Raw genomic sequence first — 21,690 nt, forward strand, 5'->3', positions numbered from 1 at the left:
TAAAGCCTTGTATTCCCAACCAGATGTTTTAATTGAACTATAATCTCCACTACCGGCGTTCGAACAGCGCCACGATTCCTCTCCTTTCAATGGCAGGTATTCACGTAGTGACAGATTTCCTCTCAGGTCATTCGTCCTGGACGCGCCGGATGGCCGCAACAGTCGTCATGGCACTCAGCCTCATGTCGTCTGCCTGCGTCACGACGACGACAGGTCCATATTCAGCCAATCAGTCCAAGGACAAGGCTGCCGAACAGTATGTTGCCCTGGGCATCAATTACCTGCGCGAAGGCAATCTCGAGTTGGCCACCGCGCGCACCAAGCGTGCACTGGAGCTGAGGCCTAACTATGCAGAAGCCCTGGCCGTACTTGGACTGATCTATCAGACTCAGGAGGAGTACCCGCTCGCTGAGCAGAATTATAAGGACGCCCTGTCTGCGGATAGCGAATTCACCAGGGGCCGAACCTATCTGGCCTCGCTCTATTACAAGCAGAGAAAGCTCGATCAGGCGCTGGCCGAGTTCGAAAAGGCGTCTGAGGATATTCGCTATCCAGCGCGGTCGCAGGTTTTCGAGAACATTGGGCTTATAAAGTTTCAGCAGGGCAAAACTGAGGAAAGTATTGCGGCCTATCGCAAGTCGCTGGCACTTGATCGCGATCAGCCGGGTCTGCAGCTGAAACTTGCAGAGCTGTTCGCGAAGCTACAGGACTACGAGCAAGCCAACAGATATTACGACAATTTCCGGGAAAGTGTCAGGCAGGGTGCTCTCCTGCACACGCCGGGGAGTCTCGAATTGGGTATCGATCTTGCCAGACGCCGTGGTGATGATGATACTGTATCATCATTGAAGCTCGTGCTCAGGAATCTGTACCCGAAGTCCCCGGAAAACCAGCGCGAGCAGGCTCGCGGAAACAGCTGAAGTACTCAATAATCTCTCAGGCAGCCAGACAGGTGCCCCCTAGCCGGTTTTAAACATGCAGGAACCCTCATTTTCAGCCAGTCGAGAGGCTGAGGACGCCAGCTCTCCTTCTGGAACACCGCCTTCGAAAGGCGCGCGTGCTTCGGTGGCCGCCACGATAGGTCAGAAACTTGCTGCCGCTCGCGAGCGCGAAGGCCTAAGCGTCAGGGAGACCGCCGACAGGCTCCACGTCGTGACCCGTTATGTCACCGCCATCGAGGCCGGTGAATATACTGTGCTTCCGGGTATTGTCTTCCTGAAGGGCTATGTGCGTGCCTATGCTCGCATAGTCGGCCTGGATGAGGATGCCCTCAGTCAGGCACTCGAGGCTGAGTTGCAGATTCGGGATGACGTTCCTGATCACTCGGCAAAGCCGCTGCCGCACAGTCCCAAACCGAAAAGTCATTCGCTGGGTATACTGGCCGGCCTCTTTGCGCTCGCACTGGTGGCCCTGGTCGCCTTCCTCTTGGTCAGACCTGATCCTGTATCGGTGCCGTCAGCAACTACCGCGCCTTACGAGGGCGAAGCGCCTGGCGAGGAAGAAGCGCCCGTGGCGGCCGAAGCTCAGTCGCCGGATGAGAGTGAAGTGTCGGCGACCGACAGCGATGGCCTTGAGTCCGAGAAAGCTGCCGAGCTGGCAGTCGAGGAGCCTGTCGAACCCAGCGTTGAAGAAGAATTTCTCGTCGACGAGACGGAAGAGTTCGGTTCGGTGCGCCGAGGCCTGTATACTACCCCCGATCCAGCCACTTCCAACGAACAGGTGGCCGAGCCAGTGCAGGTGGAACCCGCCAGCACAGCGCGTCGCTCTGCATCGTCAGCCGCCCGACCTGTGTTGGCCGGATCTGCGCCGACCGAGTCCACCGCTTCAGGCGTCGGGGATGCCACGGTATCTGTGGTATTCACTGGCGACTGCTGGTTCGATATTCGAGCGGCAAATGATGAGCGAACCGTTGGATTGTATAGAGAGGGGCAGACCTTGACGTTCAAGGGCCCACTGCCAATGGAAGTGATTGTCGGCGCAGTTGGCGCTACGCAAATCCGTGTTAACGGACAGCCACTTGACTTCAGTCGCTATCGAGTGCGGAATAACCGGGTTGAATTCACCATCACAAGCGAAACGCTGCAATAGGCAGCGTCGCGAGACCATTACCGGAACAGATAGGACTCTGACAGCAGCATGCACCAGGAAAGCCCGATAGTACGCCGCAAGAGCAAACAGATCATGGTAGGCAATGTGCCCGTGGGCGGCGATGCGCCTATTGCGGTGCAGAGCATGACCAACACCGAGACCTGCGACGTACAGGCGACGGTGACGCAGATCCAGAGTCTGCAGGATGCGGGTGCTGACATCGTTCGCGTGTCGGTACCGTCGATGGATGCGGCAGAAGCATTCAGGGAAATTCGCAAGCAGGTGACGATCCCTCTGGTTGCCGACATCCATTTCGATTACAAGATCGCACTGAAAGTTGCCGAGTACGGCGTCGACTGTCTGCGCATCAATCCGGGCAATATCGGTCGTGAAGACCGGGTGGCAGCCGTCATTTCGGCAGCGCGCAATAATGGCATCCCGATCCGCATCGGCGTCAATGCAGGCTCACTCGAGAAAGACCTGCAGAAGAAATACGGCGAGCCGACACCGGCTGCGTTGGTCGAATCCGCCATGCGACACATCGATATTCTTGATCGTCACAATTTTGATCAATACAAGATCAGTCTGAAGGCCTCCGACGTGTTCATGGCCGTTGGCGCCTATCGACTGATTGCCAAGCAAATCGAGCAGCCCTTGCATCTTGGTATTACTGAGGCCGGCGGCTTTCGCTCAGGCGCAGTCAAGTCGGCAATCGGCCTCGGCATGCTGCTGATGGATGGTATCGGCGATACCATCAGGGTTTCCCTCGCTGCTGATCCGGTGCAGGAAATCAAGGTGGGCTTTGATATCCTCAAGAGTCTGCGGCTACGAAGCAAAGGCGTCAACTTTATCGCCTGCCCCAGCTGCAGTCGGCAGAACTTCGACGTCATCAAGACGATGAACGAGCTCGAAATGCGACTTGAAGACGTCCAGACGCCTATCGACGTGGCTGTTATCGGCTGCGTCGTCAATGGCCCGGGCGAAGCCAGGGAAGCCGACGTTGGTCTGACCGGTGGTTCGCCCAATAATCTCATCTATCTGGGTGGCAAACCTGACCATAAAGCCGATAATGTCGGCCTCGTCGACCATTTCGAAAAGGTCATCCGTGCTCAGGTCAAGACCAGACAAGCCGCCCTGGATGCGTTGATCGCCAAGGCCTGAGTCATATAGCCTCGGCGCCCGGCCAGGCCGGCGCTGCGCGCAGGCAATTCGGCGCCATTTCAAACAGGAAGTTTTTTTCAAGTGTCCAAATTACAGGCTGTACGCGGGATGAACGATATCCTGCCGAGTTCCACTCCTTACTGGCAGCGCCTCGAAAGCGCATGCCGCTCACTCTTCGGCGCCTATGGCCTGGAAGAGATCAGGCTACCCATCGTCGAACCAACCGCGCTATTCAAGCGCTCAATTGGTGAAGCCACGGATATTGTCGAAAAGGAAATGTATACTTTCGACGACCGCAATGGTGAAAGCCTGACCCTGCGACCTGAACTGACAGCCGGCGTAGTGAGGGCAGGCGAGCAACATGGCCTGCTCTACAACCAGACTCCACGACTCTGGTACGCTGGCCCGGCGTTTCGCTACGAGAAACCGCAGAAGGGCCGTTATCGCCAGTTTCATCAGATTGGCGTGGAGTGCTTCGGCCTTCCGGGTCCTGATATAGACGCCGAGCTCATTGCGCTCACTGCAAGGCTGTGGGAGCATCTTGGCCTCGCTTCGGCGGTACGTCTCGAGCTCAACACCATCGGCAGCGCAGAGTCTCGGCAACGGTTCCGCAAGGCGCTGGTCGCGTTTCTCGAAGACAAGCGCGAGGCACTGGATGAAGACAGCCAGCGTCGCCTGCTCACGAATCCGATGCGCATACTGGATTCCAAGAGCGCTGAAACGCAGCGGGTACTCGATAACGCACCAAGTCTGCACGATTACATCGACGATGAGTCCAAACAGCATTTCGCGGGACTGTGCCAACGCCTCGATGCACTCGGCATCAGCTATGTGGTGAATCCGAGGCTGGTTCGAGGACTGGACTACTACGGCAAGACCGTGTTTGAGTGGATTACCACTGAGCTCGGTGCCCAGGGTACCGTCTGTGCTGGCGGTCGCTACGATGGGCTGGTTGAGCAGCTTGGCGGGAAGTCCACCCCGGGCGTAGGATTCGCCATGGGTTGTGAGCGCCTGGTGCTGATGCTCGAGGCGCTCGCCGCTCGTGGTAGTATGGCGCAGCAGGCAAGCGGACTGCATAGCCTGTATGTAATGGGTCTGGGCGAAGCGGAAGATTCAGCCGCCCAGACACTGGCTGAGCAGATCAGAAGCGCGGCTCCAGGTCTTAAGGTCATGCTGCATTGCGGTGGCGGGTCGATCAAGTCACGGATGAAGAAGGCCGATCGTAGCGGCGCACAACTGAGTGTGCTGATCGGTGAGAATGAGCTGGCCCGGCAGCAGGTCAGCTGCAAGGTCATGCAGGCTGATTCGGCGGTTGCCGCCAGTCTCGGTCTCGACGAGGATTCCACAGTAAGTACGCCAGGCCAGTTTCTCCTGTCTCAGACAGAATTGCTGCAACGGCTTCAAACAATGAAAGAACAGGCAGATAGCAATCATGGTTGATAGAAGTGACGACGAACAACTAGACGCGCTAAAACAGTGGTGGCAAGCGAATGGCACCTCACTCATCGTTGGCGTAATCCTGGCAATTGCTGCCATATTTGGCTTCAAGGCTTGGCAGAACAATCAGTTGCAGCAGGAAGCTGAGTCTTCGTTGAAGTACCAGCAGCTTGTTGAGGCTGCGGCAGCCGATCAGCAGAGTGCTTTTCTGAAGGCCCAGCAGTCAAAAGCGGAAGGGGATGATTCTGCCTCTACTGACGATGCTGATACGGCGCGCTTCCTGGCCAAAGAACTCAAGGAAGCCACCAGTATAAAGGGCTATGAGCTGCTCGCCGATCTGTATCTCTCGCGAAGTCACTTCAGTGCCAATGAGCTGGATGAAGCGCATAAGCAGCTCATCGGCACGCTTGAGCAGACCGAATCAGAATCACTGAAGCGCATCATCCAGGCCAGGTTGGCGAGGGTCGAGATGGCTCAGGAAAAATACGAGGCTGCGCTGGCCCGCTTGGACGTGCCAAAGGATGATGTTTTTTATACCTACTTTCAGGAGCTTAGGGGCGATATCTATAAACTGACTCAGAAGCCTGAGCTAGCTCTTGAAGCCTATCGGAATGCACGAGAGGCGTTGGCAGCCAAGCCACCGGTAGTCGAGCAGCCGCTTATCGCACGCACCGAAACTGACGCACCTGAACAGCCTGCCGAAGCCGAACAGGTTGCGGCCCAGGCCCTGGCCTGGCTGGATACCAAGATTGCAGATCTGGGAACCGCTGGCGAATGATGATGGCTTTTCACGGACGCCGCTTCGCCATACCGCTGCTGGCATTGTTCACAGCGCTCTCGATTGCTGGCTGCGGGGATGAGGATGTACGGCCTGAGCCGGTGGAGCTCAAGCCAATTACGCCGGTGGTCAGTCTGAGCCGCGCCTGGAGCGTTGGTATTGGCGATGGCTATGATGATGAAGCGGTCAGTCTGGCGCCACTGGTGCTGGATGAGCAGCTTGTCGCCGTGTCTCGGGATGGCGAGCTTCAGGCCATCGAGCGCCTCAGTGGCAAGACCCTTTGGGAACGCTCGATCGACGAAGACATCAGTGGCGGCGTTGGTGGGGATGCCCGGCGGGTATTTGTGACCACGGCCGACGGCAACCTGATTGCGAGCTCTGCTGAAGACGGCAGTGAGCTCTGGACGATTTCAACAGGGAGCGAGGTGCTATCTGCACCACTGGTTGCCAGAGGTCTTGTATTCGTGCAGACCATTGACGGTCTGGTCAGTGCTTACGATGTCGGCAGCGGGCAGAAGCGCTGGGATTATCGTGAGCAGGAACCTGCGCTGACGGTACGCGGCACATCGCCGCTGAATTATGACGAACGTGCAGAACTCTTGCTGGCAGCCTTCGCCAACGGTTCAGTTGTCGCACTCGACCCCAGGAGCGGTATACCCGCGTGGAGCCAGATCGTAGCTGAGCCACGTGGCAAAACCGAGCTGGACCGATTGATCGATATTGATGGCGGTACCGAGGTGGCAGATGGCAGCGTCTTCGCGGTGGCCTATCAGGGCAACATAGCCGAGCTGAGCGCGATTCGTGGCCGGGTGGATTGGCTGGAGAAGGCGTCGAGCTTCGCACGGCCTTCGCGAGGCGATCGTCTGCTGCTGCTGACAGCGGAGAACGGTGATGTCATTGCCTGGGATGCGAGTACCAAGACCGAACGCTGGCGCTCGAGCGAGTATGCCTACCGTGAGCTGTCGACACCGGTCATCTTCAGAGATCATGTGTTTTTCGGTGATCTCGAAGGCTACGTTCATGTTCTGGAATTGAAAGAGGGGAAGACGGTAGCCCGTTTCCGCCCTGCAGACGAAGCCATCATAGCCGCACCCGTTGCCGGCGCTGATGCCATCTATTTTTATGGTAGTGACGGCGAATTGAGCGCCTGGACATTCGATGAGTAAACCCGTTATCGCACTGGTCGGCCGACCCAATGTAGGCAAATCGACGCTGTTCAACCGGCTCACGAGAACTCGTGACGCCCTGGTTGCCGATCTGTCAGGACTCACCCGTGACCGCAAGTATGGCGAGGGCGAGCATGAAGGGCGGCATTATATTCTGGTGGATACCGGAGGAATCTCTGGTCTCGAAGCTGGCATAGATGCCCAGATGGCCCAGCAGGCTTACACGGCGATGAAGGAGGCGAATATCGTGCTCTTCATAGTCGACGCCCAGGCCGGTCTCACACCTGCTGACGAGCATATCGCCAAGGAACTTCGCGTACGCGACAAGACGGTCATTCTGGTGGTCAACAAGGTCGACGGCCGGGAACCTGACGGTGCGACAGCCGAGTTCTACAAGCTCGGCTTCACCCGAATTGTCCAGACTGCAGCGAGCCAGAACCGAGGCATGCGTTCGCTGATGGAAGAGGCGCTGGCCGGGTTCGAGGCGGAGGAGCCTGAAAATGCGTCTGATCAGCCTGGTATCCGTATCGGCATTATCGGTCGACCGAATGTCGGCAAGTCGACGCTGGTGAACAGAATGTTGGGTGAAGAGCGGGTCATTGTGTATGACCAGCCCGGCACCACTCGTGACTCGATCTATATCCCCTACGAGCGGCACGGCAAGCCCTACACCATTATTGATACAGCGGGTGTGCGCCGCCGCAAGAACATCGACGAATCGGTCGAAAAGTTCTCGATCGTGAAGACGCTTCAGGCCGTCAAGGATGCCCACGTCATCGTGCTCGTTATCGATGCCCAGGAAGGTCTGGTCGATCAGGATCTCCATCTGCTCGGCTTCGCAATGGACGCAGGTCGCGCCATCGTTATTGCCGTGAACAAGTGGGACGGTCTGTCCCAGGAGAAGAAGGACAATATCAAGTCTGCGCTTGATCGCAGGCTCGATTTCATCACCTACGCCAAGATCCACTTCATTTCGGCGCTTCATGGTACTGGTGTTGGCGAGATGTACCCAACCATCGATCGCTGCTACAAGAGCGCGATGGTCAAGTGGCCAACGCCGATGCTGACCAAGCTGCTGGAGGATGCTGTGTTGTCACACGCGCCGCCCATGGTCAGCGGTCGGAGAATCAAATTACGCTATGCCCACCAGGGCGGATCAAATCCGCCGGTCGTGGTTGTGCACGGCAATCAGACGGATTCACTGCCGAAGAGCTACAGACGCTATCTGGAAAACACCTTCCGGACCGTGTTGAAGGTCGAGGGCACGCCTATCCGTTTCGAATTCAAATCGGGCGAGAATCCGTTCGCTGGTCGGGCCAACAACCTGAACATCAAGCAGCAGCAAAAGAAGAAGCGCCTGATGAAGCATGTGAAAAGCCTGAACAAGAAACCGAACAGGCGTTCGAAGCAGTTTTACTAGTCTCTCCAGGCCTAAAGAAACTGCAGGTCGGTCTGCAGTTTCAGCTCAGGCCTTTTTCTGACCGGGTAGCCTGAACCGCGGTGAGCGCTATGGTGAACACGATGTCGTCTACCAGTGCGCCGCGGCTTAGATCGTTTACCGGCTTCTTCAGACCTTGGAGCATCGGACCAACACTCACCACGTTCGCACTTCGCTGCACAGCCTTATAGGTGGTGTTGCCGGTATTGAGGTCCGGAAAGACGAATACCGTGGCCTTTCCGGCAACCTTGCTATCCGGCGCCTTCTTGCGAGCCACACTGTCGACGGCCGCGGCATCGTATTGCAGCGGTCCATCGAGCAGCAGGTCAGGGCGCATTGCTTTGGCGAGCTCCGTAGCCTTCTTCACCTTATCAACGTCTGATCCTGTTCCCGAGGTGCCGGTACTGTAGCTGAGCATCGCTACTGCAGGCTCTATGCCGAACAATTCGGCAGATTCGGCGCACTGAATGGCAATGTCGGCCAGCTCCTCACTATTGGGGTCGGGGTTGATGGCGCAGTCACCATAGACGACGACCTGTTCCGGCAAGCACATGAAAAACACCGATGAGACGATCTTGCAGTCGGCCCGGGCCTTGATGAGCTGCAGGGCAGGGCGAACTGTATTCGCTGTTGTATGCACAGCGCCAGATACCAGGCCGTCGACTTCATCCAGGACCAGCATCATCGTGCCGAGTACTACGTTGTCGTCGAGCTGAGCCTCTGCCATCTGCGAGGTCAGACCCTTGTGCTTGCGCTGTTCCACCATCGGCGCGATGTACCGGCCGCGGATTTCGTCCGGGTCCATAATCTCGACGCCATGCGAAAGGTCAACGCCCTGCGCATTGGCTACATTGAGGATCTCGTCACGCTTGCCGAGGAGTATACAATGGGCGATGCCACGCTCTTCACAGATTGCCGCAGCCTTGATCGTTCTTGGCTCATTGCCCTCTGGCAGCACGATGGTTTTACCGGCCTCCCTGGCGCGTCGGGTGAGCTGATAGCGGAAGGCTGCAGGTGACAGGCGGAGCTTGCGGGGCAGGTCGATCCGCCCGCGCAGCCACTCAACGTCTATATGCTGAGCTACGGCTGAGACCACGGCTTCTATCCGGTCGTGATCGTCTATTGGCACTTCCTTGTTCATATTCGCGAGCAGCTGGGCCGCTGCGTAGGTGTCGATGTCAGTGCAGAGGACTGGCAGGCCTGCGTCAAAGGCAGGTTTGCAGAGTGCCAATGTGGCATCACTCGGACGTAAGCCGCTGGTGAGCAGCAGGCCCGCAAGGGGCACCCCTGACACGGATGCGAAGGCCGCAGCGACGACCACATCTTCCCGATCGCCCGGGGTCACGATCAGGCGACCCGGACGCAGGCCTGCGACCAGGTTAGGCAGAGTACGGGCACACACGGAAACCGCCGTGAGACGGCGTTGGCGTGACTGACCCTCGTTGAGCCAGCTGGCCGGCAGAGCATCATTGAGATCCGATACCCTCGGTGCAAGCAGCTGCTCATTCTGTGGAATTTGCGCAATAAGATGGAAGCGATCACTAAAGGTTTGCTCCACATCATTGCCGATAAGTGAGTTCTCGGCGCCTGTTTCGCCTGGTTCCGACAGGGGAACCTTGTTCAGTATGCAACCAATCACATCAGGGTCGGCAGGATCTGAAAAAAGTCTTGCCGCCAGATGCAGGTATTCCTTCAGCTCAGACGCGGAACGACCATCCGGTGTGCCTACGAGAATCACATCTGCATCGAGATTACGCGCGACTTCCACGTTAATCCGCGCTGAATAATCATCACCTGGTGCAGTAACGAGACCTTCGACGACTACGACGTCGAGATCGTCCGGCATCTTGTGATAAAGCGCGAGCATTTCCTCCATCAGCGAAGCGGTCTGCTGGCGGCTCGTCATGCTAATGGCGTGACGCAGCGGCATCGGCTCCGGAACCGTAAGGCCCAGGTTCTGGCGCGAGAAGATGAGCGAGCGGTCTACGCTGCCAGCCATGTCCTCGTCGGTGCTGGCGCTTTCATCGCTTATGCCAGGCTTCGTTAGCTCGACATCAGAACGTCGTCTCTTGCCCTGTGGTCTCAGGTTGTCCTGCGAGAAGGGCTTGAAGAAGCCGACCCTGACGCCGATGCTGTCAAAGGCGCGCAGCATGCCGAGGCAGACTGAGGTGAGGCCGACGTGTTGAGTGACTGGGGCGATAAAAAATACTTTGGCCATAGACTGCAATATCCCTGTCTGAAAATATTCTGTGCGGTCAGACCGCCATGCTGGCTTTGATGAAGCTGAATCAACCGCCTCGTGCGGTCTCGAGAAGACGCCTTGCATCCTGGGCAATCATCAGCTCTTCGTTGGTACGAATCGCCAATACGCGTGTGCCTGTCGAGCGATTGATGCACAAGACCCCGACATCTTCGGGTATGGCTTGCGCGTTGGCCGCATCATCGAAATCGAGTCCGAAGGCGCCAAGCTCAGCGACGATCTGGGCACGGATGCCCCTGGCATGCTCGCCGATGCCGCCGGTAAATATGACTGCGTGCGGTCCCTTTACGACTGCCCAGTAGCTGGCGATCGTTTTCGCGACCTGATAGCAGAATACATCAATCGCCAACCTCGCGTCCTCATTGCCCGCATCGGCCGCGCCGGTCAAGGTGCGCATATCGTTACTGAGCCCTGAAAGCCCAAGCAGGCCACTTTCGCGGTTGAGCATCTGGTCAAGTGCCTGAGGGCTCATGTCCATGCGACGGAGCAGATGTAGCATCAGGCCGGGGTCGACGCTACCACTCCTGGTGCCCATCGGCACGCCTTCGAGGGGTGTCAGGCCCATGCTGGTATCTACTGACTGACCGGCGGCGATGGCGCATACGGAGCAACCATTGCCAAGATGGGCGGAAATCAGATTGGTCGCTGACAGATCACGATCCAGCCAGGCAGCAGCCTTGGCGGCGACGAAGCGGTGGCTAGTGCCATGGAAACCGTAACGGCGTAGTGCCGATTCGGTGTACAGCCGAGCGGGGACCGCGTAGCGATAGGCTTTCTCTGGCAGTGTTTGATGAAAGGCGGTGTCAAATACGGCGACCTGTGGACGTTCCGGCAGCAATTCGGCCACCTGTCGAATACCCATGAGATTGGCGGGGTTGTGCAGCGGTGCGAGCGATTCGCAGGCTTCGATCTGAGAGCGTACCGTGTCGTCTATAAGGGCTGAATCGGAAAAATGCTCGCCACCGTGCACCACACGGTGGCCCACCACGGCAATGCGTGAGCGCTGAAAATCGTGCTCGGTCAGCAAGTCCATGAACGCGCGCAACACCGCACTGTGGTCGCCGCCGGGCAATTTGCTGGTGGCACTGAAGTGGCCCTTTACCGTCAAGCGCGCCTCTGAGCTGGCCAGTGCTTCACCGAGTGCGCTAAGTATTTCTCTATCTTCTGTGGCATCGAACAGTGCCAGTTTGATTGATGAGCTCCCACAATTCACGACCAGGATGAGCTCGCTCCCTTCAACCACCAATCACACTCCTTTTTTGAGACTGCTTGAGCAGTGCCTCGAACGCATCCACAGCAACCGGTTTGCTGAAATAATAGCCCTGGGCAAAGTCACAGTCGCGTTTTGACAGAAATTCATGCTGGCCGGCTTCTTCGACGCCTTCGGCAATGACCAGCAGGCCGAGACTATGCGCCATTGTGATGATCGCAGTCACGAGTGCGGCATCCTCTTCCTCTTTCAGCACATCGTTCACGAACGATCGGTCTATCTTGAGCGTGTCGAATGGGTAGCTCTTGAGGTAGCTCAAGGCCGAATAGCCGGTGCCGAAGTCGTCCACCGAGAGCTTGATACCCTGCTCATCGAGCCCTTGCAGAATCCGATTGGTTTCGAGCGTATTGTCCAGCAGCAGGCGCTCAGTGATCTCCAGCTCCAGCGAGGTGCCCGCAAGGCCGCTCTGGCTAAGAATATCGCGTACCTGTTCGACAAATGAAAAATCCTTGAACTGGCGGGGTGAGACGTTAATCGCAATCCAGAAGTTCTCGCCATAGCGTTTCTGCCAGATACGTGTCTGATGGCAGGCCTGCTGCAGCACCCATTCGCCTATGGGAATGATCAGGCCGGTTTCTTCTGCCAGTGGGATGAACTTATCGGGCACTACGAAGCCCAACTCCGGGCTGTTCCAGCGCAACAAGGCTTCAGCGCCAATAATTTCACAGGTCTTGGTGTTGACGATTGGCTGGTAGTGCAGGACGAGTTCATTGCGCTCCACCGCCTTGCGCAGCAGGGTTTCAGTGCGCAGACGCTCTCTCGTGTGCACATTCAGATCAGCGGTATAGCGGTAGAATGCGCTCTTGCCCTGGCGTTTGGCCTTGTACATCGCCGAATCTGCCTGCTGCATGAGAGTGCTGCTGGTATCACCATCATCAGGGTAGACTGCGATACCGATACTGGCGGTGACAAAGAACTCCTGGCCGCCAAGCATGATTGGCACGGTAAGGGCGTCGAGCACACGCTGGGCAATGTCACTCGCAATGTCGGCAGTTTCCAGTTCAGGCAGAATGGCAAGGAATTCGTCGCCACCCAGGCGCGAGAGTGTGCTCGAATCCCGCACCACATGGGCAATTCTCTGCGCCACTTCAATAAGCAAGCGGTCACCCGCATCGTGTCCGAGCGTATCGTTGACGTGCTTGAAGTTGTCCAGATCGATGAACAGGACGCCGATATGATTGGCGGAGCGTTTTGCCTGGGCTAGAGCCAGTTTGAGTCGATCGATGGCCAGCATACGGTTCGGCAGGCTGGTCAACATGTCGTAGTTCGCCTGACGCAGCAGCTGCTCCTCATAGCGCTTGCGCAGACTGATATCTTCGCCAAGGATAAGAAACTGCGAAATAGCCCCGTCTTCATCACGAATAGGTGTAATGACGACCTGCTCCCAGAATCGTTCGCCACCCTGCTTGGTGTTACGAAGCTCTCCCTGCCAGATACCGGCACGCTCCACCTGGGTCTGAATGTTTTCCCACAGACTGTCGTTCTCGCGACTGTCACCACTGAGCAGGGTGATTTCCTTGGGATGCTTGTTCAGCACGTCGACCACGCGCTTGCCGGTCATGTTAATGAATTTGTTATTGGCGAAGCGGATCTGCCAGCGGTCGTTGCAGATCAGAACAGAGGAGGGGCTCTGCTCAATAGCCAATGACAGCTTGCGAATCTCGGCGCTGTCGTGCTTGCGCTGCTCCAGATCCTTCAGCAGGCGCTCGCGCATCTCATTGATAGCGTCGGTGACCTGTTGGAGCTCATCCTTGGTTCGACCGCGTTGCGGCGCCCGGTCCAATACCAGCGGAACCGACATGCTGTCCAGGTTCAGGCTTCGGGCGTAGTGTGCCATGCGGCTGAGATGTCTCGTGACCAAGGCCCGGAATATGAGAAATATCAACAGACACAGGCCGAACGTTTTCAGTGTCTGAATGCCGATGATAACCAGCAGTTGATCGCCGAGTCGGGCGCGTATGCCATCGAGCGTGGCAAAGACTTTCAGGACACCGAGTTCATAAACCTCGTCAGTTTCATAGCTGAGTTTGAACTGCCTTGAGATTATGTTCGCATTACTGGCTATTTCGCCGACACTACGGGCTTCATCCGGGAATGTGAGCAGTTCTATCCGGACGATGTCCTCGAGGTTCAGTATGCCGCGGAGCTGGACTTCCAGCAGCTTTTCATCGAGCGACCATAGACTGCGGGCAAGGGGCTTCTGATAGGACGCCTCGATGAGCTTGAGGCGGCTGTTGATTTCGGCGACTTCCCTTCGATAGTCGGTCATAACCTGGATGCCGATGGCGACCAGCGCGAACACCGTGCTGCACACCGTAATCCAGAGAATCATCTTCATCGTCAGCGGCGACTTTGACGACAGGGCTGAGGGCAGGCGCAGAGTCATGCCTGGACCTGACGTCCATAGGTCGCAATGCGACTACCGCCGCTGACAGCTGAGCACAAGGCTGCAGGCGTAATGTCAGTGACGTCAAACAGGATGGTATCGATAATCCACACCGGCTATTCAGCTGAGTTCCATCCTTCAGTGTAGATGATTTCACCGGGATGGCACGTAGGAGCCGGTTGCTTGCAAACCAGCTCGTTTCAGAGTTGCAGGCGTCCAGCATTCATCTGCAGTATGCGCTCGCCAATGCCACTCACATTGAGCAGTTCTTCCACAGCCAGGAAAGGCCCATTAGCCGCTCTGAATTCCACGATGGCCTTGGCCTTGCTGGGGCCAATCCCTTTCATGGCTTCTGCCAATCCTGCCGCATCGAGCTGGTTGATAGCAATGGGCAATTCATTTCTTTGGGATACATTTTTTGTCTTGCCGCCGGTGACGACGGGTGCAACTTGCGGTGAAGCTGCGGTACTTAAGGTCAGAGGCACGGCCCGTTGCCTCAGTGTGTCTGCGGAGACGACAGCGGCCTGACTGGCTATTTTGAGGCCATTAGCTGATTCTGCACGGACCACGCTGTTGAGATTTAAGATCATGAGTACGATAAACAGGATGCAGAGCGTGCCGTACCTGGAAGTAAGCGTCTTCATTTAACCACCATCCTTGGCGACTTGAACCGGTCCCCATGACCGGCTGACGCGCCAAGCTTACGCGGTATGACTGTGAGTGGATGTCAGCCTTTGCTTACATTTCTCGTAAGCTGTTGCTTACATTTCGCCGACGACATTTGCCTTGTGATGCCTGTCACAGTTCAATGTTTCATGGCCAGTACTGGGGAGAATTCAATGTTCTGGGCCAGTGCTTCACCCGTTTGGGTAGTTGAGTACAGAGGCCATTGTGGCAATCCTGAAGCTCATAACAATAAAGCGGTACTGACATGAGGCCTTGCCATGCGTAATCGACGAATAGATCCCAATTCTACTGGCAGTACGTCCACTTCGCGGACTGTGCTGGTAATTGCGCTGATCTTCGTGCTCACCATTGCCTTACTGATCGCTGCCGGTGCGCTCGGGCTGCTCGATCGCGGGCAGAGTACCGATCGTATCAGTGCAGCTGACGCTTCTCCGACAGATCCTGCTGCTGCCACCGCGCCTGTTCCGACGCCGGACCCAGCCCCAGCACCGGTTGCGGCCGCAGTCGATTCAACACCGGAACCTGAAGCCTGGGATGGTGCCGCATTTGCCCCATCGCTGGCTGGCACCGATATCGATGGCAAGCTCGAAGCCGACGAGCAGGGCTATCTCAAAGTGTCCATCGACGTGAAAGACTTTTTCGACTATTTCCTTGGTGCCGTCGGCGAGCGCAGCGTTGAAGATGTCATGGCCATGTTGCACCAGCAGATCGACCAGCGTCTGCCACCCGAGGCAGCTGCTCAGGCTCGCATGATGCTGGAGAACTATGTCGGCTATCAGCATGCCATGGCCGATATGATGGGCCAGCCGATGGCCGCGCAAGACCAGTCCAATATGCAGCAGACATACGATTACTATGCCCAGACCATGGAGCAGACCTTCGAGCAGCTCAAGGCGCTGCGCCGGCAGTACTTCGGTCCGCAGGAAGTGGATGCGTTTTTCAGTCTTGAAGAGGCCTACGGCGAATACGCACTCACAGCGATGAAGCTGAATGCTGATGAGTCGCTCACCCCTCAGGCACGCGAAGCTGCTTTAAAGGAAGCTGAGCGCATTCTGCCGGCGCAGATGATCGAGGCTGAAAAGCAGGCTCGAAAGCAGGTCGCGCTCTCCGATGCGACGGTAGAGCTGTTCGAGCAGGGGCGCTCGCCGGAGGAAATCAAGTCGATTCTGGCGCAACGTTACCCCGACCAGTACGATGCAAAAGCCACCGATAGTGTCGTTAGTCACCTTGCCAGAGAGGCTGCCTTCGAGCAGCGCATGCAAGGCTATCTTGAGCAGAAGGCGGCACTGTTGGCCGATGGTATATCCGAAGCGGACGCCAGCGCGGCTATCGCAGCCTTGCAGGCAAGAACTTTCGATGAAGCTGAGCTGGCCAGGGTGGCTGCTGAGGAAGCCATTGCGCGAAAGACGGCGCAGGCGAGCATCACGGCTCCCTGAGCATCGGCCATTTGCCCCGAAAGCGCGCTATGGCGCAGCTTAGGGGTTGTATGGATCCCTGAGTGTGAGACACTGGCTTTTTAAGCCCTGGATTGCTTTCTATGACGATTCGTGTCGCGCTCAAACACCGGATGACCTACGATTTCGACCGTCCGGTTACGCTTTTTCCACACGTGCTGAGACTGCGTCCCGCAGTGCATTCCCGCACACCGATTCATAGTTACTCGCTCAAGGTTTCGCCAGAAGAACACTTCATCAACTGGCAACAGGATCCCTTCGGCAACTTTCTCGCCAGACTGGTGTTCCAGAAGCCAACTACTTCGCTCGATATTCAGGTCGAAGTCATCGCCGACATGAAGGTGGTGAACCCCTTCGATTTCTTCGTCGAAGACTATGCCAAGGAATTTCCGTTCAAGTACAAGCCCGTGCAGACCCGCGAGCTGGCGCCCTATCTGAAGAAGATCCGCAAGGGCCCGCTGCTCAAGGCCTGGCTGGCTGAAGTGTCGATGGAGCCGACCTCCATCAACGACTTTATCGTCAATATCAATCGACGGCTGCAGCAGGATATCGGCTACGGCATCCGCCTCGAGCCTGGTGTGCAAACGCCAGAGCAGACGCTGAAACTGCGTAAGGGTTCCTGTCGGGATACCTCGTGGCTGCTGGTGAATATTCTCCGTCACCTGGGGCTGGCCGCGCGTTTCGTATCGGGCTACCTGGTGCAGCTGAAGTCGGATCAGAAGAGCCTTGACGGACCATCGGGTCCCGCTGAGGATTTCACCGATCTGCACGCCTGGTGCGAAGTGTATATTCCTGGCGCTGGCTGGGTGGGGCTCGACCCGACCTCAGGTCTCCTGACCAGTGAAGGTCATATTCCGCTGGCCTGTACACCCGAGCCTGGTTCTGCTGCGCCTGTAGAGGGTGCGACCAGCAAGGGCAAGGTCGAATTCAGTTTCTCCAATATCGTCGAACGTATCAAGGAAGACCCGCGCGTCACCAAGCCTTATACCGAAGACGAATGGCAGCGTGTGCTGGATCTTGGCGACAAGCTGGACGAACAGCTGCAACGGCAAGACGTCCGCCTGACCATGGGTGGCGAGCCGACCTTTGTATCCATTGATGATATGGAGTCGGAGCAGTGGAACACCGGTGCGCTCGGCGACGATAAGCTTAAGCTGGCCCACAAGCTTTTGCTGCGCTTGCACGATCGCTTCGGCCCCACTGGCATGCTGCATTATGGTCAAGGCAAGTGGTATCCCGGCGAAGAGATTCCCCGCTGGGCGCTGGGCAGCTTCTGGCGAACCGATGGTGAGCCGATCTGGCAGAATCAGGCCCTGTTCGACGAGCCCGAGGGCCTGATTTCCGATGCTGATTCACGGCAGAAAAAGCCGAATGGCAAGCCCGTGAAACTGAGTGATGAAGCGCTGGATGAGTTTGCAATCGAAGTCGCCAGACAGCTTGGGGTGAAGCGCGAATTCGTGATTCCCGCTTATGAGGACGTTGCCTACCACCTGATGCAGGAGCAGGCGCTCCCTGCCAACCTGGATCTGATGACGGCCGATCTCGGCGACGATCTGGAGCGACGTCGGCTGGCAAGGATACTCAGTCAGGGACTTTCTACGGTCGTCGGTTATGTGATTCCACTGCGCTGGGATCCGGCTGACTTCAATCCGCTGGCCGAAGCGAAATCGAAACCGCACTGGCAGACTTCGCGCTGGCCACTGCGCGGTGAGCGGCTGTCCTTACTGCCAGGTGATTCGCCGATGGGTTTACGCCTGCCGTTGAACTCACTGCCGCTGGCAACGCATCCCTCCGAGATGCTGCCTTACGAGCGCGATCCTTTCGACGGCCGCGCGCCGTTGCAGTCGGCGGACAAGCTCGACAAAGCGACACGTAAGGTCAAGGCAGGCAGCGCCAGCGTCTCGAAAACCGAGGTGATCCGGACTGCATTGGGCATTGAACGTCGCGGCAATAAGCTCTACCTGTTCATGCCGCCGATGACACACCTCGAGCACTATCTCGCGCTGCTGGCAGCCATCGAGCATGCCGCTGAAGCCTGTGATCAGAAGATCATCATCGAAGGCTACGAGCCACCGCGCGATCCACGTATCAACAAGCTGCTGGTCACGCCGGACCCTGGTGTCATCGAAGTGAACATCCAGCCTTCGCACTCATGGCGCGAGCAGGTGGAAATCACCGAGACCGTCTACGAGGAAGCCAGACAGAGCCGACTGTCCGCTGAAAAATTCATGATCGATGGCCGTCATACCGGTACCGGTGGTGGCAATCACATGACGCTCGGTGGCTCGACGCCGGAACACAGTCCCTTCCTGCGACGGCCGGACCTGCTCAGGAGTTTTGTCAACTATTGGCAGAACCACCCAGGCCTGTCGTATCTGTTCTCGGGCATGTTTATTGGTCCAACCTCACAGTCGCCGCGTGTGGATGAGGGCAGGGACGAGAACCTGTATGAACTCGAGATCGCCTTCCAGCAGATGCCCGAAGGCGATGTGCCGCAGCCCTGGCTGGTGGATCGCATCCTGCGCAACCTGCTGATCGACGTGACTGGCAACACGCACAGGACCGAGTTCTGTATCGACAAGCTCTACGCGCCAGGCACTGCCAGTGGTCGACAGGGTATCGTCGAACTGCGTGGTTTCGAAATGCCGCCGCATGAGCGCATGTCGCTGGTGCAGGCCGTATTCATCCGTTCGATGCTGGCGCGCTTCTGGAACGAGCCGTACAAACAGAAGCTGGTGCGTTGGGGTACCGAACTGCACGACAAGTTCATGCTGCCGCACTACGTCTGGGCGGATATCAAGGATGTGGTGCAGGAGCTAAATGATCATGGCTATCCCTTCGAGCTGCAGTGGTTGCTGCCATTCGAGGAGTTCCGCTTCCCGCACTATGGTCGTCATCAGATCGATGAGATGAGCGTCGAATTGCGCTGGGCCATCGAGCCATGGCACGTCCTTGGTGAAGAAGTCTCGAGCATGGGTACCGCACGCTATGTGGACTCATCGGTCGAGCGTCTGCAGGTTCGTCTGACGAACTTTGTCGATGCTCGGTATGCGCTGACCTGTAACGGTAAGCGCGTGCCCCTGCACAATACCGGACGCCATGGCGAATACGTCGCCGGCATCCGTTATCGCGCCTGGGCGCCATTCTCGGCCCTGCATCCAACCATCGGCATTCATGCGCCACTGGTGTTCGACATCATCGATACCTGGAATCGTAGAAGTATCGGCGGCTGTACCTATCACGTGGTGCACCAGGGTGGCCTGAGCTACGACGCGATGCCGGTGAATGCGGTGGAAGCTGAATCCAGACGGCATAACCGATTCGAAAATATCGGTCACACGCAAAGCGCGCTCAACCACAACTACGGTGGCATGGGTGGCTTTGCCGGCTTCTCGAATAACGTCGACCCGACTGACAACCGGATTCAGACCTATTCGACTACGCCTTCGGGCTCAATGCTGCGGGGGTCGGTGCCGCATAGGTCGGACGTTAGTGGGGTGGATCTGACGCCGGTGGAGCCTTCTATGGAGTATCCGCATACGTTTGACTTGAGGCGGGTGAAGTAGGGCTCGCATTGCTGTGAAGCGCGAATATACCCGCCGATGGAGAGTGGCTTTGTCGGCGGGTTAATGAAGGTTATGGAGGCGGGGAGTAATAGGCTCGAGTGATAATGAATTAGCCGAGCACAGCATCGAGAGAGTCTTCCTCGAGCACCCGGTCTAACCAGAGTTCGAGCTGCTCACGCTTGGCGTTGTCGATCTGCGCCAGCGCCCACTCTGGAAGCGTCCCAAACCGGCGGGCTAGCTGCCGCTTGAGCGTGCGAGCTTCGCCAAGTTCAATACCCTGTTCAAGGCCTTGCTCAAGCCCTTGTTCAAGTCCTTGCTTCAGGCCCTGTTCGATATAAGCGCGGCCCCAGTTGTTGCTTCGCTCGTTCAACATGCTATGCATCTCCGTTAGATTCCGAATGGACTCCAGCCTGATCCCCGGCACCTGGTTTCTTATCAGTATACGACCAAACCACTCATTGAAGGCTCTTACCAAGCCAGCTTGTCTGTCCTGATCCAGCCAGACGATAAGGTTGGCTACCACGCGAGCCAAGGCCTCCGGGCCGTCAGCCAACTCCGCCCTAATCAACGCGGCAGTCAGATTTTCCAGCCGCTCGAGCTCAGTAGCATCGAAGCTGCGTTCATCAATGAGCAGGTATCGCAGCGCTGGCTGGAAAGCCTCTAGCTGCTCGGGCATCGGCTGAATCAGCTCTGCCAGATCGACAGCAGCTCTCCACGGTTTAACACCATTATACAGCACAAGAGGGAGTACCGGTGGGAGTTTTGTTTTGCCTGCAACCTGTTTCGACTTGATCAGATCCTGATAAAGCAGCCCCACATAGGTCAGCAGGCGAACCGCCATGAAGCGGTCCACGGTGGACTGAAATTCAAGCAGTAGATACAGGTACAGCCACTCATTGCGAAACTTTACTCGCCAGACCAGATCGTCAGCGCGCTCGCGAAGGTCGTCGGTGATATAGCTGTTGTTGAGCTTTTCCAGCGTGGAAAAGTCCAGCTCCTGCACCCAGTCGAAGGGCACGAAGCCGAGGAGGAGATCGCGTACCATCTCCGGATGTGAAAACAGCTGCTTATAGCCGTGATCATGCGCTGCCATGTGTACCTCATCCTTGAAGTGGGCCGGCAGAGTAGCGGTTTCAAGCAGTGAAAGGAAGTGTCGACCAGGCCGACGATCCGCGTTAACGCCGATACCGATCGCGACGGCGATGGCTTCAGCAATGAAGTCGAGCTGAGCCGCAAGTCGAACCCCGACGATGCCGCCGACTATCCTGATGACGTAGCGCCAGCACTGACCGTGGATAACCCGAGCGGACAGAGCCTGGAGCAGACCATGGTCCTGCTGACCGGCGCGGTAACTGACCCTGAGCAGCCTTACAGCGGCATTACCCGTGTGAGCGTGGAATCCAGTGCTTTTGCGGATGCCACATTCAGCGCCACCGTAACCGCCAACCGCTTCGCCCGCAGGTGCCGTTCCAGCAGGTGAGTGGCAGTGATGCTGTTCTGAGTCTCGCCGGCAACGCCCTGGAGATCGGCATGAGCAATGCGCAGCTCCTGTTCCCCCTTGGCCGCACTTCCGGTGCAATCCAGACTCAGTTCTTTCCGTTCGAGCATCTCGGCGTGTCGATGATGCCGAACCTGCGACCGTTATGGGCCTATGCGACTCAGCCACGCGGCGTGGAAGTCGAAGGGCCGGTCAGCATTCGCATTGCGATGCCGAAGTTACGCGGCAGCTACGACTACATTCCACCGGGCACCGAGCGTGTCGTGCTGCTGGGCTACAGCCCTGGCCGCAAGGTGCTTGCACCCATTGGTGTGGGTCGCATCGAGAATTACAGCGTGTTCAGCGAGGGAAGTGTCGCCCTCGAGAACCTGGACTACATCGCTTACGTGATGGTCCCGCAGCAGCATCAACCACTTCTGGCGGCCGTTGCCGCCGGCAGTAAGAGTCTTAACCAGCTCATCGCCGAATTGCAGTAGGGCCGATAGTCATGCAACTGGATCT

16 protein-coding genes are annotated in these 21,690 nt (G+C 57.3%); 11 read left to right on the forward strand and 5 right to left on the reverse strand.

The genetic code is table 11. The features are described from left to right. Nucleotides 1–149: 149 nt before the first annotated feature. The 7 genes from ACH3PB_RS05195 (at nt 150) to der (ending at nt 8,050) form a co-directional block, all read left to right on the forward strand. Nucleotides 150–920, forward strand: a complete 771-nt coding sequence (locus ACH3PB_RS05195; protein WP_416398375.1) for a tetratricopeptide repeat protein — start codon at nt 150–152, stop codon at nt 918–920. A 55-nt stretch (nt 921–975) separates the two neighbouring features. Further along, entirely contained in the window at nt 976–2,088 is a 1,113-nt protein-coding gene (locus ACH3PB_RS05200; RefSeq protein WP_416398376.1) for a helix-turn-helix domain-containing protein, read from the forward strand. A gap of 48 nt (nt 2,089–2,136) precedes the next feature. Then, nucleotides 2,137–3,249 (forward strand): flavodoxin-dependent (E)-4-hydroxy-3-methylbut-2-enyl-diphosphate synthase, encoded by a 1,113-nt coding sequence (ispG, locus tag ACH3PB_RS05205; protein WP_416398377.1) that lies wholly within the window; start codon nt 2,137–2,139, stop codon nt 3,247–3,249. Nucleotides 3,250–3,357: 108 nt separating this feature from the next. Then, nucleotides 3,358–4,689 (forward strand): histidine--tRNA ligase, encoded by a 1,332-nt coding sequence (gene hisS / locus ACH3PB_RS05210; RefSeq protein WP_416399419.1) that lies wholly within the window; start codon nt 3,358–3,360, stop codon nt 4,687–4,689. Beyond that, complete coding sequence (locus ACH3PB_RS05215) at nt 4,682–5,464, forward strand: YfgM family protein (protein WP_416398378.1); 783 nt, start codon at nt 4,682–4,684, stop codon at nt 5,462–5,464. Before hisS ends, ACH3PB_RS05215 begins: the two co-directional genes overlap by 8 nt. Continuing rightward, nucleotides 5,461–6,630, forward strand: a complete 1,170-nt coding sequence (gene bamB, locus ACH3PB_RS05220) for an outer membrane protein assembly factor BamB (RefSeq protein ID WP_416398379.1) — start codon at nt 5,461–5,463, stop codon at nt 6,628–6,630. Before ACH3PB_RS05215 ends, bamB begins: the two co-directional genes overlap by 4 nt. Beyond that, complete coding sequence (der, locus tag ACH3PB_RS05225; protein ID WP_416398380.1) at nt 6,623–8,050, forward strand: ribosome biogenesis GTPase Der; 1,428 nt, start codon at nt 6,623–6,625, stop codon at nt 8,048–8,050. Before bamB ends, der begins: the two co-directional genes overlap by 8 nt. Before the next feature lie 40 nt (nt 8,051–8,090). On the opposite strand, the gene pta is transcribed toward der, so the two are convergent. The 4 genes from pta to ACH3PB_RS05245 all read right to left on the reverse strand — a co-directional run bounded on the left by pta (nt 8,091) and on the right by ACH3PB_RS05245 (nt 14,628). Further along, on the reverse strand, nt 8,091–10,286 hold the full coding sequence (gene pta / locus ACH3PB_RS05230; RefSeq protein WP_416398381.1) for a phosphate acetyltransferase: 2,196 nt from the start codon (nt 10,284–10,286) through the stop codon (nt 8,091–8,093). Between the two features lie 70 nt (nt 10,287–10,356). After that, nucleotides 10,357–11,571, reverse strand: a complete 1,215-nt coding sequence (locus tag ACH3PB_RS05235) for an acetate/propionate family kinase (protein ID WP_416398382.1) — start codon at nt 11,569–11,571, stop codon at nt 10,357–10,359. Beyond that, complete coding sequence (locus tag ACH3PB_RS05240; RefSeq protein WP_416398383.1) at nt 11,564–13,984, reverse strand: EAL domain-containing protein; 2,421 nt, start codon at nt 13,982–13,984, stop codon at nt 11,564–11,566. Before ACH3PB_RS05240 ends, ACH3PB_RS05235 begins: the two co-directional genes overlap by 8 nt. A 200-nt stretch (nt 13,985–14,184) precedes the next feature. Continuing rightward, nucleotides 14,185–14,628, reverse strand: coding sequence for a ComEA family DNA-binding protein (locus tag ACH3PB_RS05245; protein WP_416398384.1), 444 nt, complete (start codon nt 14,626–14,628; stop codon nt 14,185–14,187). Nucleotides 14,629–14,928: 300 nt separating this feature from the next. Here ACH3PB_RS05245 and ACH3PB_RS05250 point away from each other — a divergent pair, with 300 nt between their 5' ends. Both ACH3PB_RS05250 and ACH3PB_RS05255 read left to right on the forward strand, forming a co-directional pair. Continuing rightward, entirely contained in the window at nt 14,929–16,107 is a 1,179-nt protein-coding gene (locus tag ACH3PB_RS05250) for a lipase secretion chaperone (protein WP_416398385.1), read from the forward strand. 101 nt (nt 16,108–16,208) lie between these two features. Further along, nucleotides 16,209–19,691 carry a DUF2126 domain-containing protein gene (locus ACH3PB_RS05255; RefSeq protein ID WP_416398386.1) on the forward strand — a complete coding sequence of 1,161 codons (3,483 nt, stop codon included), beginning with the start codon at nt 16,209–16,211 and terminating at the stop codon, nt 19,689–19,691. Between the two features lie 109 nt (nt 19,692–19,800). Here the strand turns inward: ACH3PB_RS05255 and ACH3PB_RS05260 are convergent, their stop codons facing one another. Then, on the reverse strand, nt 19,801–20,784 hold the full coding sequence (locus tag ACH3PB_RS05260; RefSeq protein WP_416398387.1) for an Rpn family recombination-promoting nuclease/putative transposase: 984 nt from the start codon (nt 20,782–20,784) through the stop codon (nt 19,801–19,803). Nucleotides 20,785–20,841: 57 nt separating this feature from the next. On the opposite strand from ACH3PB_RS05260, the gene ACH3PB_RS05265 reads away from it, so the two are divergent. Further along, the gene (locus ACH3PB_RS05265; RefSeq protein ID WP_416398388.1) at nt 20,842–21,171 is read left to right on the forward strand and encodes a hypothetical protein; all 330 of its coding nucleotides are present in this window, start codon (nt 20,842–20,844) and stop codon (nt 21,169–21,171) included. Beyond that, nucleotides 21,168–21,665: a hypothetical protein gene (locus ACH3PB_RS05270; protein WP_416398389.1), complete on the forward strand. Its 498-nt coding sequence runs from the start codon at nt 21,168–21,170 to the stop codon at nt 21,663–21,665. Before ACH3PB_RS05265 ends, ACH3PB_RS05270 begins: the two co-directional genes overlap by 4 nt. The last annotated feature ends 25 nt before the right edge of the window (nt 21,666–21,690 follow it).

The sequence above is a fragment of the Allohahella sp. A8 genome, from assembly GCF_047946665.1.
GTDB lineage: Bacteria > Pseudomonadota > Gammaproteobacteria > Pseudomonadales > Oleiphilaceae > Allohahella.

Excerpts from the sequence above, each read along its gene's own strand:
- ACH3PB_RS05195 (WP_416398375.1), top strand. The coding sequence starts at position 150 with ATGGCCGCAACAGTCGTCATGGCACTCAGCCTCATGTCGTCTGCCTGC.
- ACH3PB_RS05200 (WP_416398376.1), top strand. The coding sequence starts at position 976 with ATGCAGGAACCCTCATTTTCAGCCAGTCGAGAGGCTGAGGACGCCAGC.
- ispG (WP_416398377.1), top strand. The coding sequence starts at position 2,137 with ATGCACCAGGAAAGCCCGATAGTACGCCGCAAGAGCAAACAGATCATG.
- hisS (WP_416399419.1), top strand. The coding sequence starts at position 3,358 with ATGAACGATATCCTGCCGAGTTCCACTCCTTACTGGCAGCGCCTCGAA.
- ACH3PB_RS05215 (WP_416398378.1), top strand. The coding sequence starts at position 4,682 with ATGGTTGATAGAAGTGACGACGAACAACTAGACGCGCTAAAACAGTGG.
- bamB (WP_416398379.1), top strand. The coding sequence starts at position 5,461 with ATGATGATGGCTTTTCACGGACGCCGCTTCGCCATACCGCTGCTGGCA.
- der (WP_416398380.1), top strand. The coding sequence starts at position 6,623 with ATGAGTAAACCCGTTATCGCACTGGTCGGCCGACCCAATGTAGGCAAA.
- pta (WP_416398381.1), bottom strand. The coding sequence starts at position 10,286 with ATGGCCAAAGTATTTTTTATCGCCCCAGTCACTCAACACGTCGGCCTC.
- ACH3PB_RS05240 (WP_416398383.1), bottom strand. The coding sequence starts at position 13,984 with ATGACTCTGCGCCTGCCCTCAGCCCTGTCGTCAAAGTCGCCGCTGACG.
- ACH3PB_RS05245 (WP_416398384.1), bottom strand. The coding sequence starts at position 14,628 with ATGAAGACGCTTACTTCCAGGTACGGCACGCTCTGCATCCTGTTTATC.
- ACH3PB_RS05250 (WP_416398385.1), top strand. The coding sequence starts at position 14,929 with ATGCGTAATCGACGAATAGATCCCAATTCTACTGGCAGTACGTCCACT.
- ACH3PB_RS05255 (WP_416398386.1), top strand. The coding sequence starts at position 16,209 with ATGACGATTCGTGTCGCGCTCAAACACCGGATGACCTACGATTTCGAC.
- ACH3PB_RS05260 (WP_416398387.1), bottom strand. The coding sequence starts at position 20,784 with ATGGCAGCGCATGATCACGGCTATAAGCAGCTGTTTTCACATCCGGAG.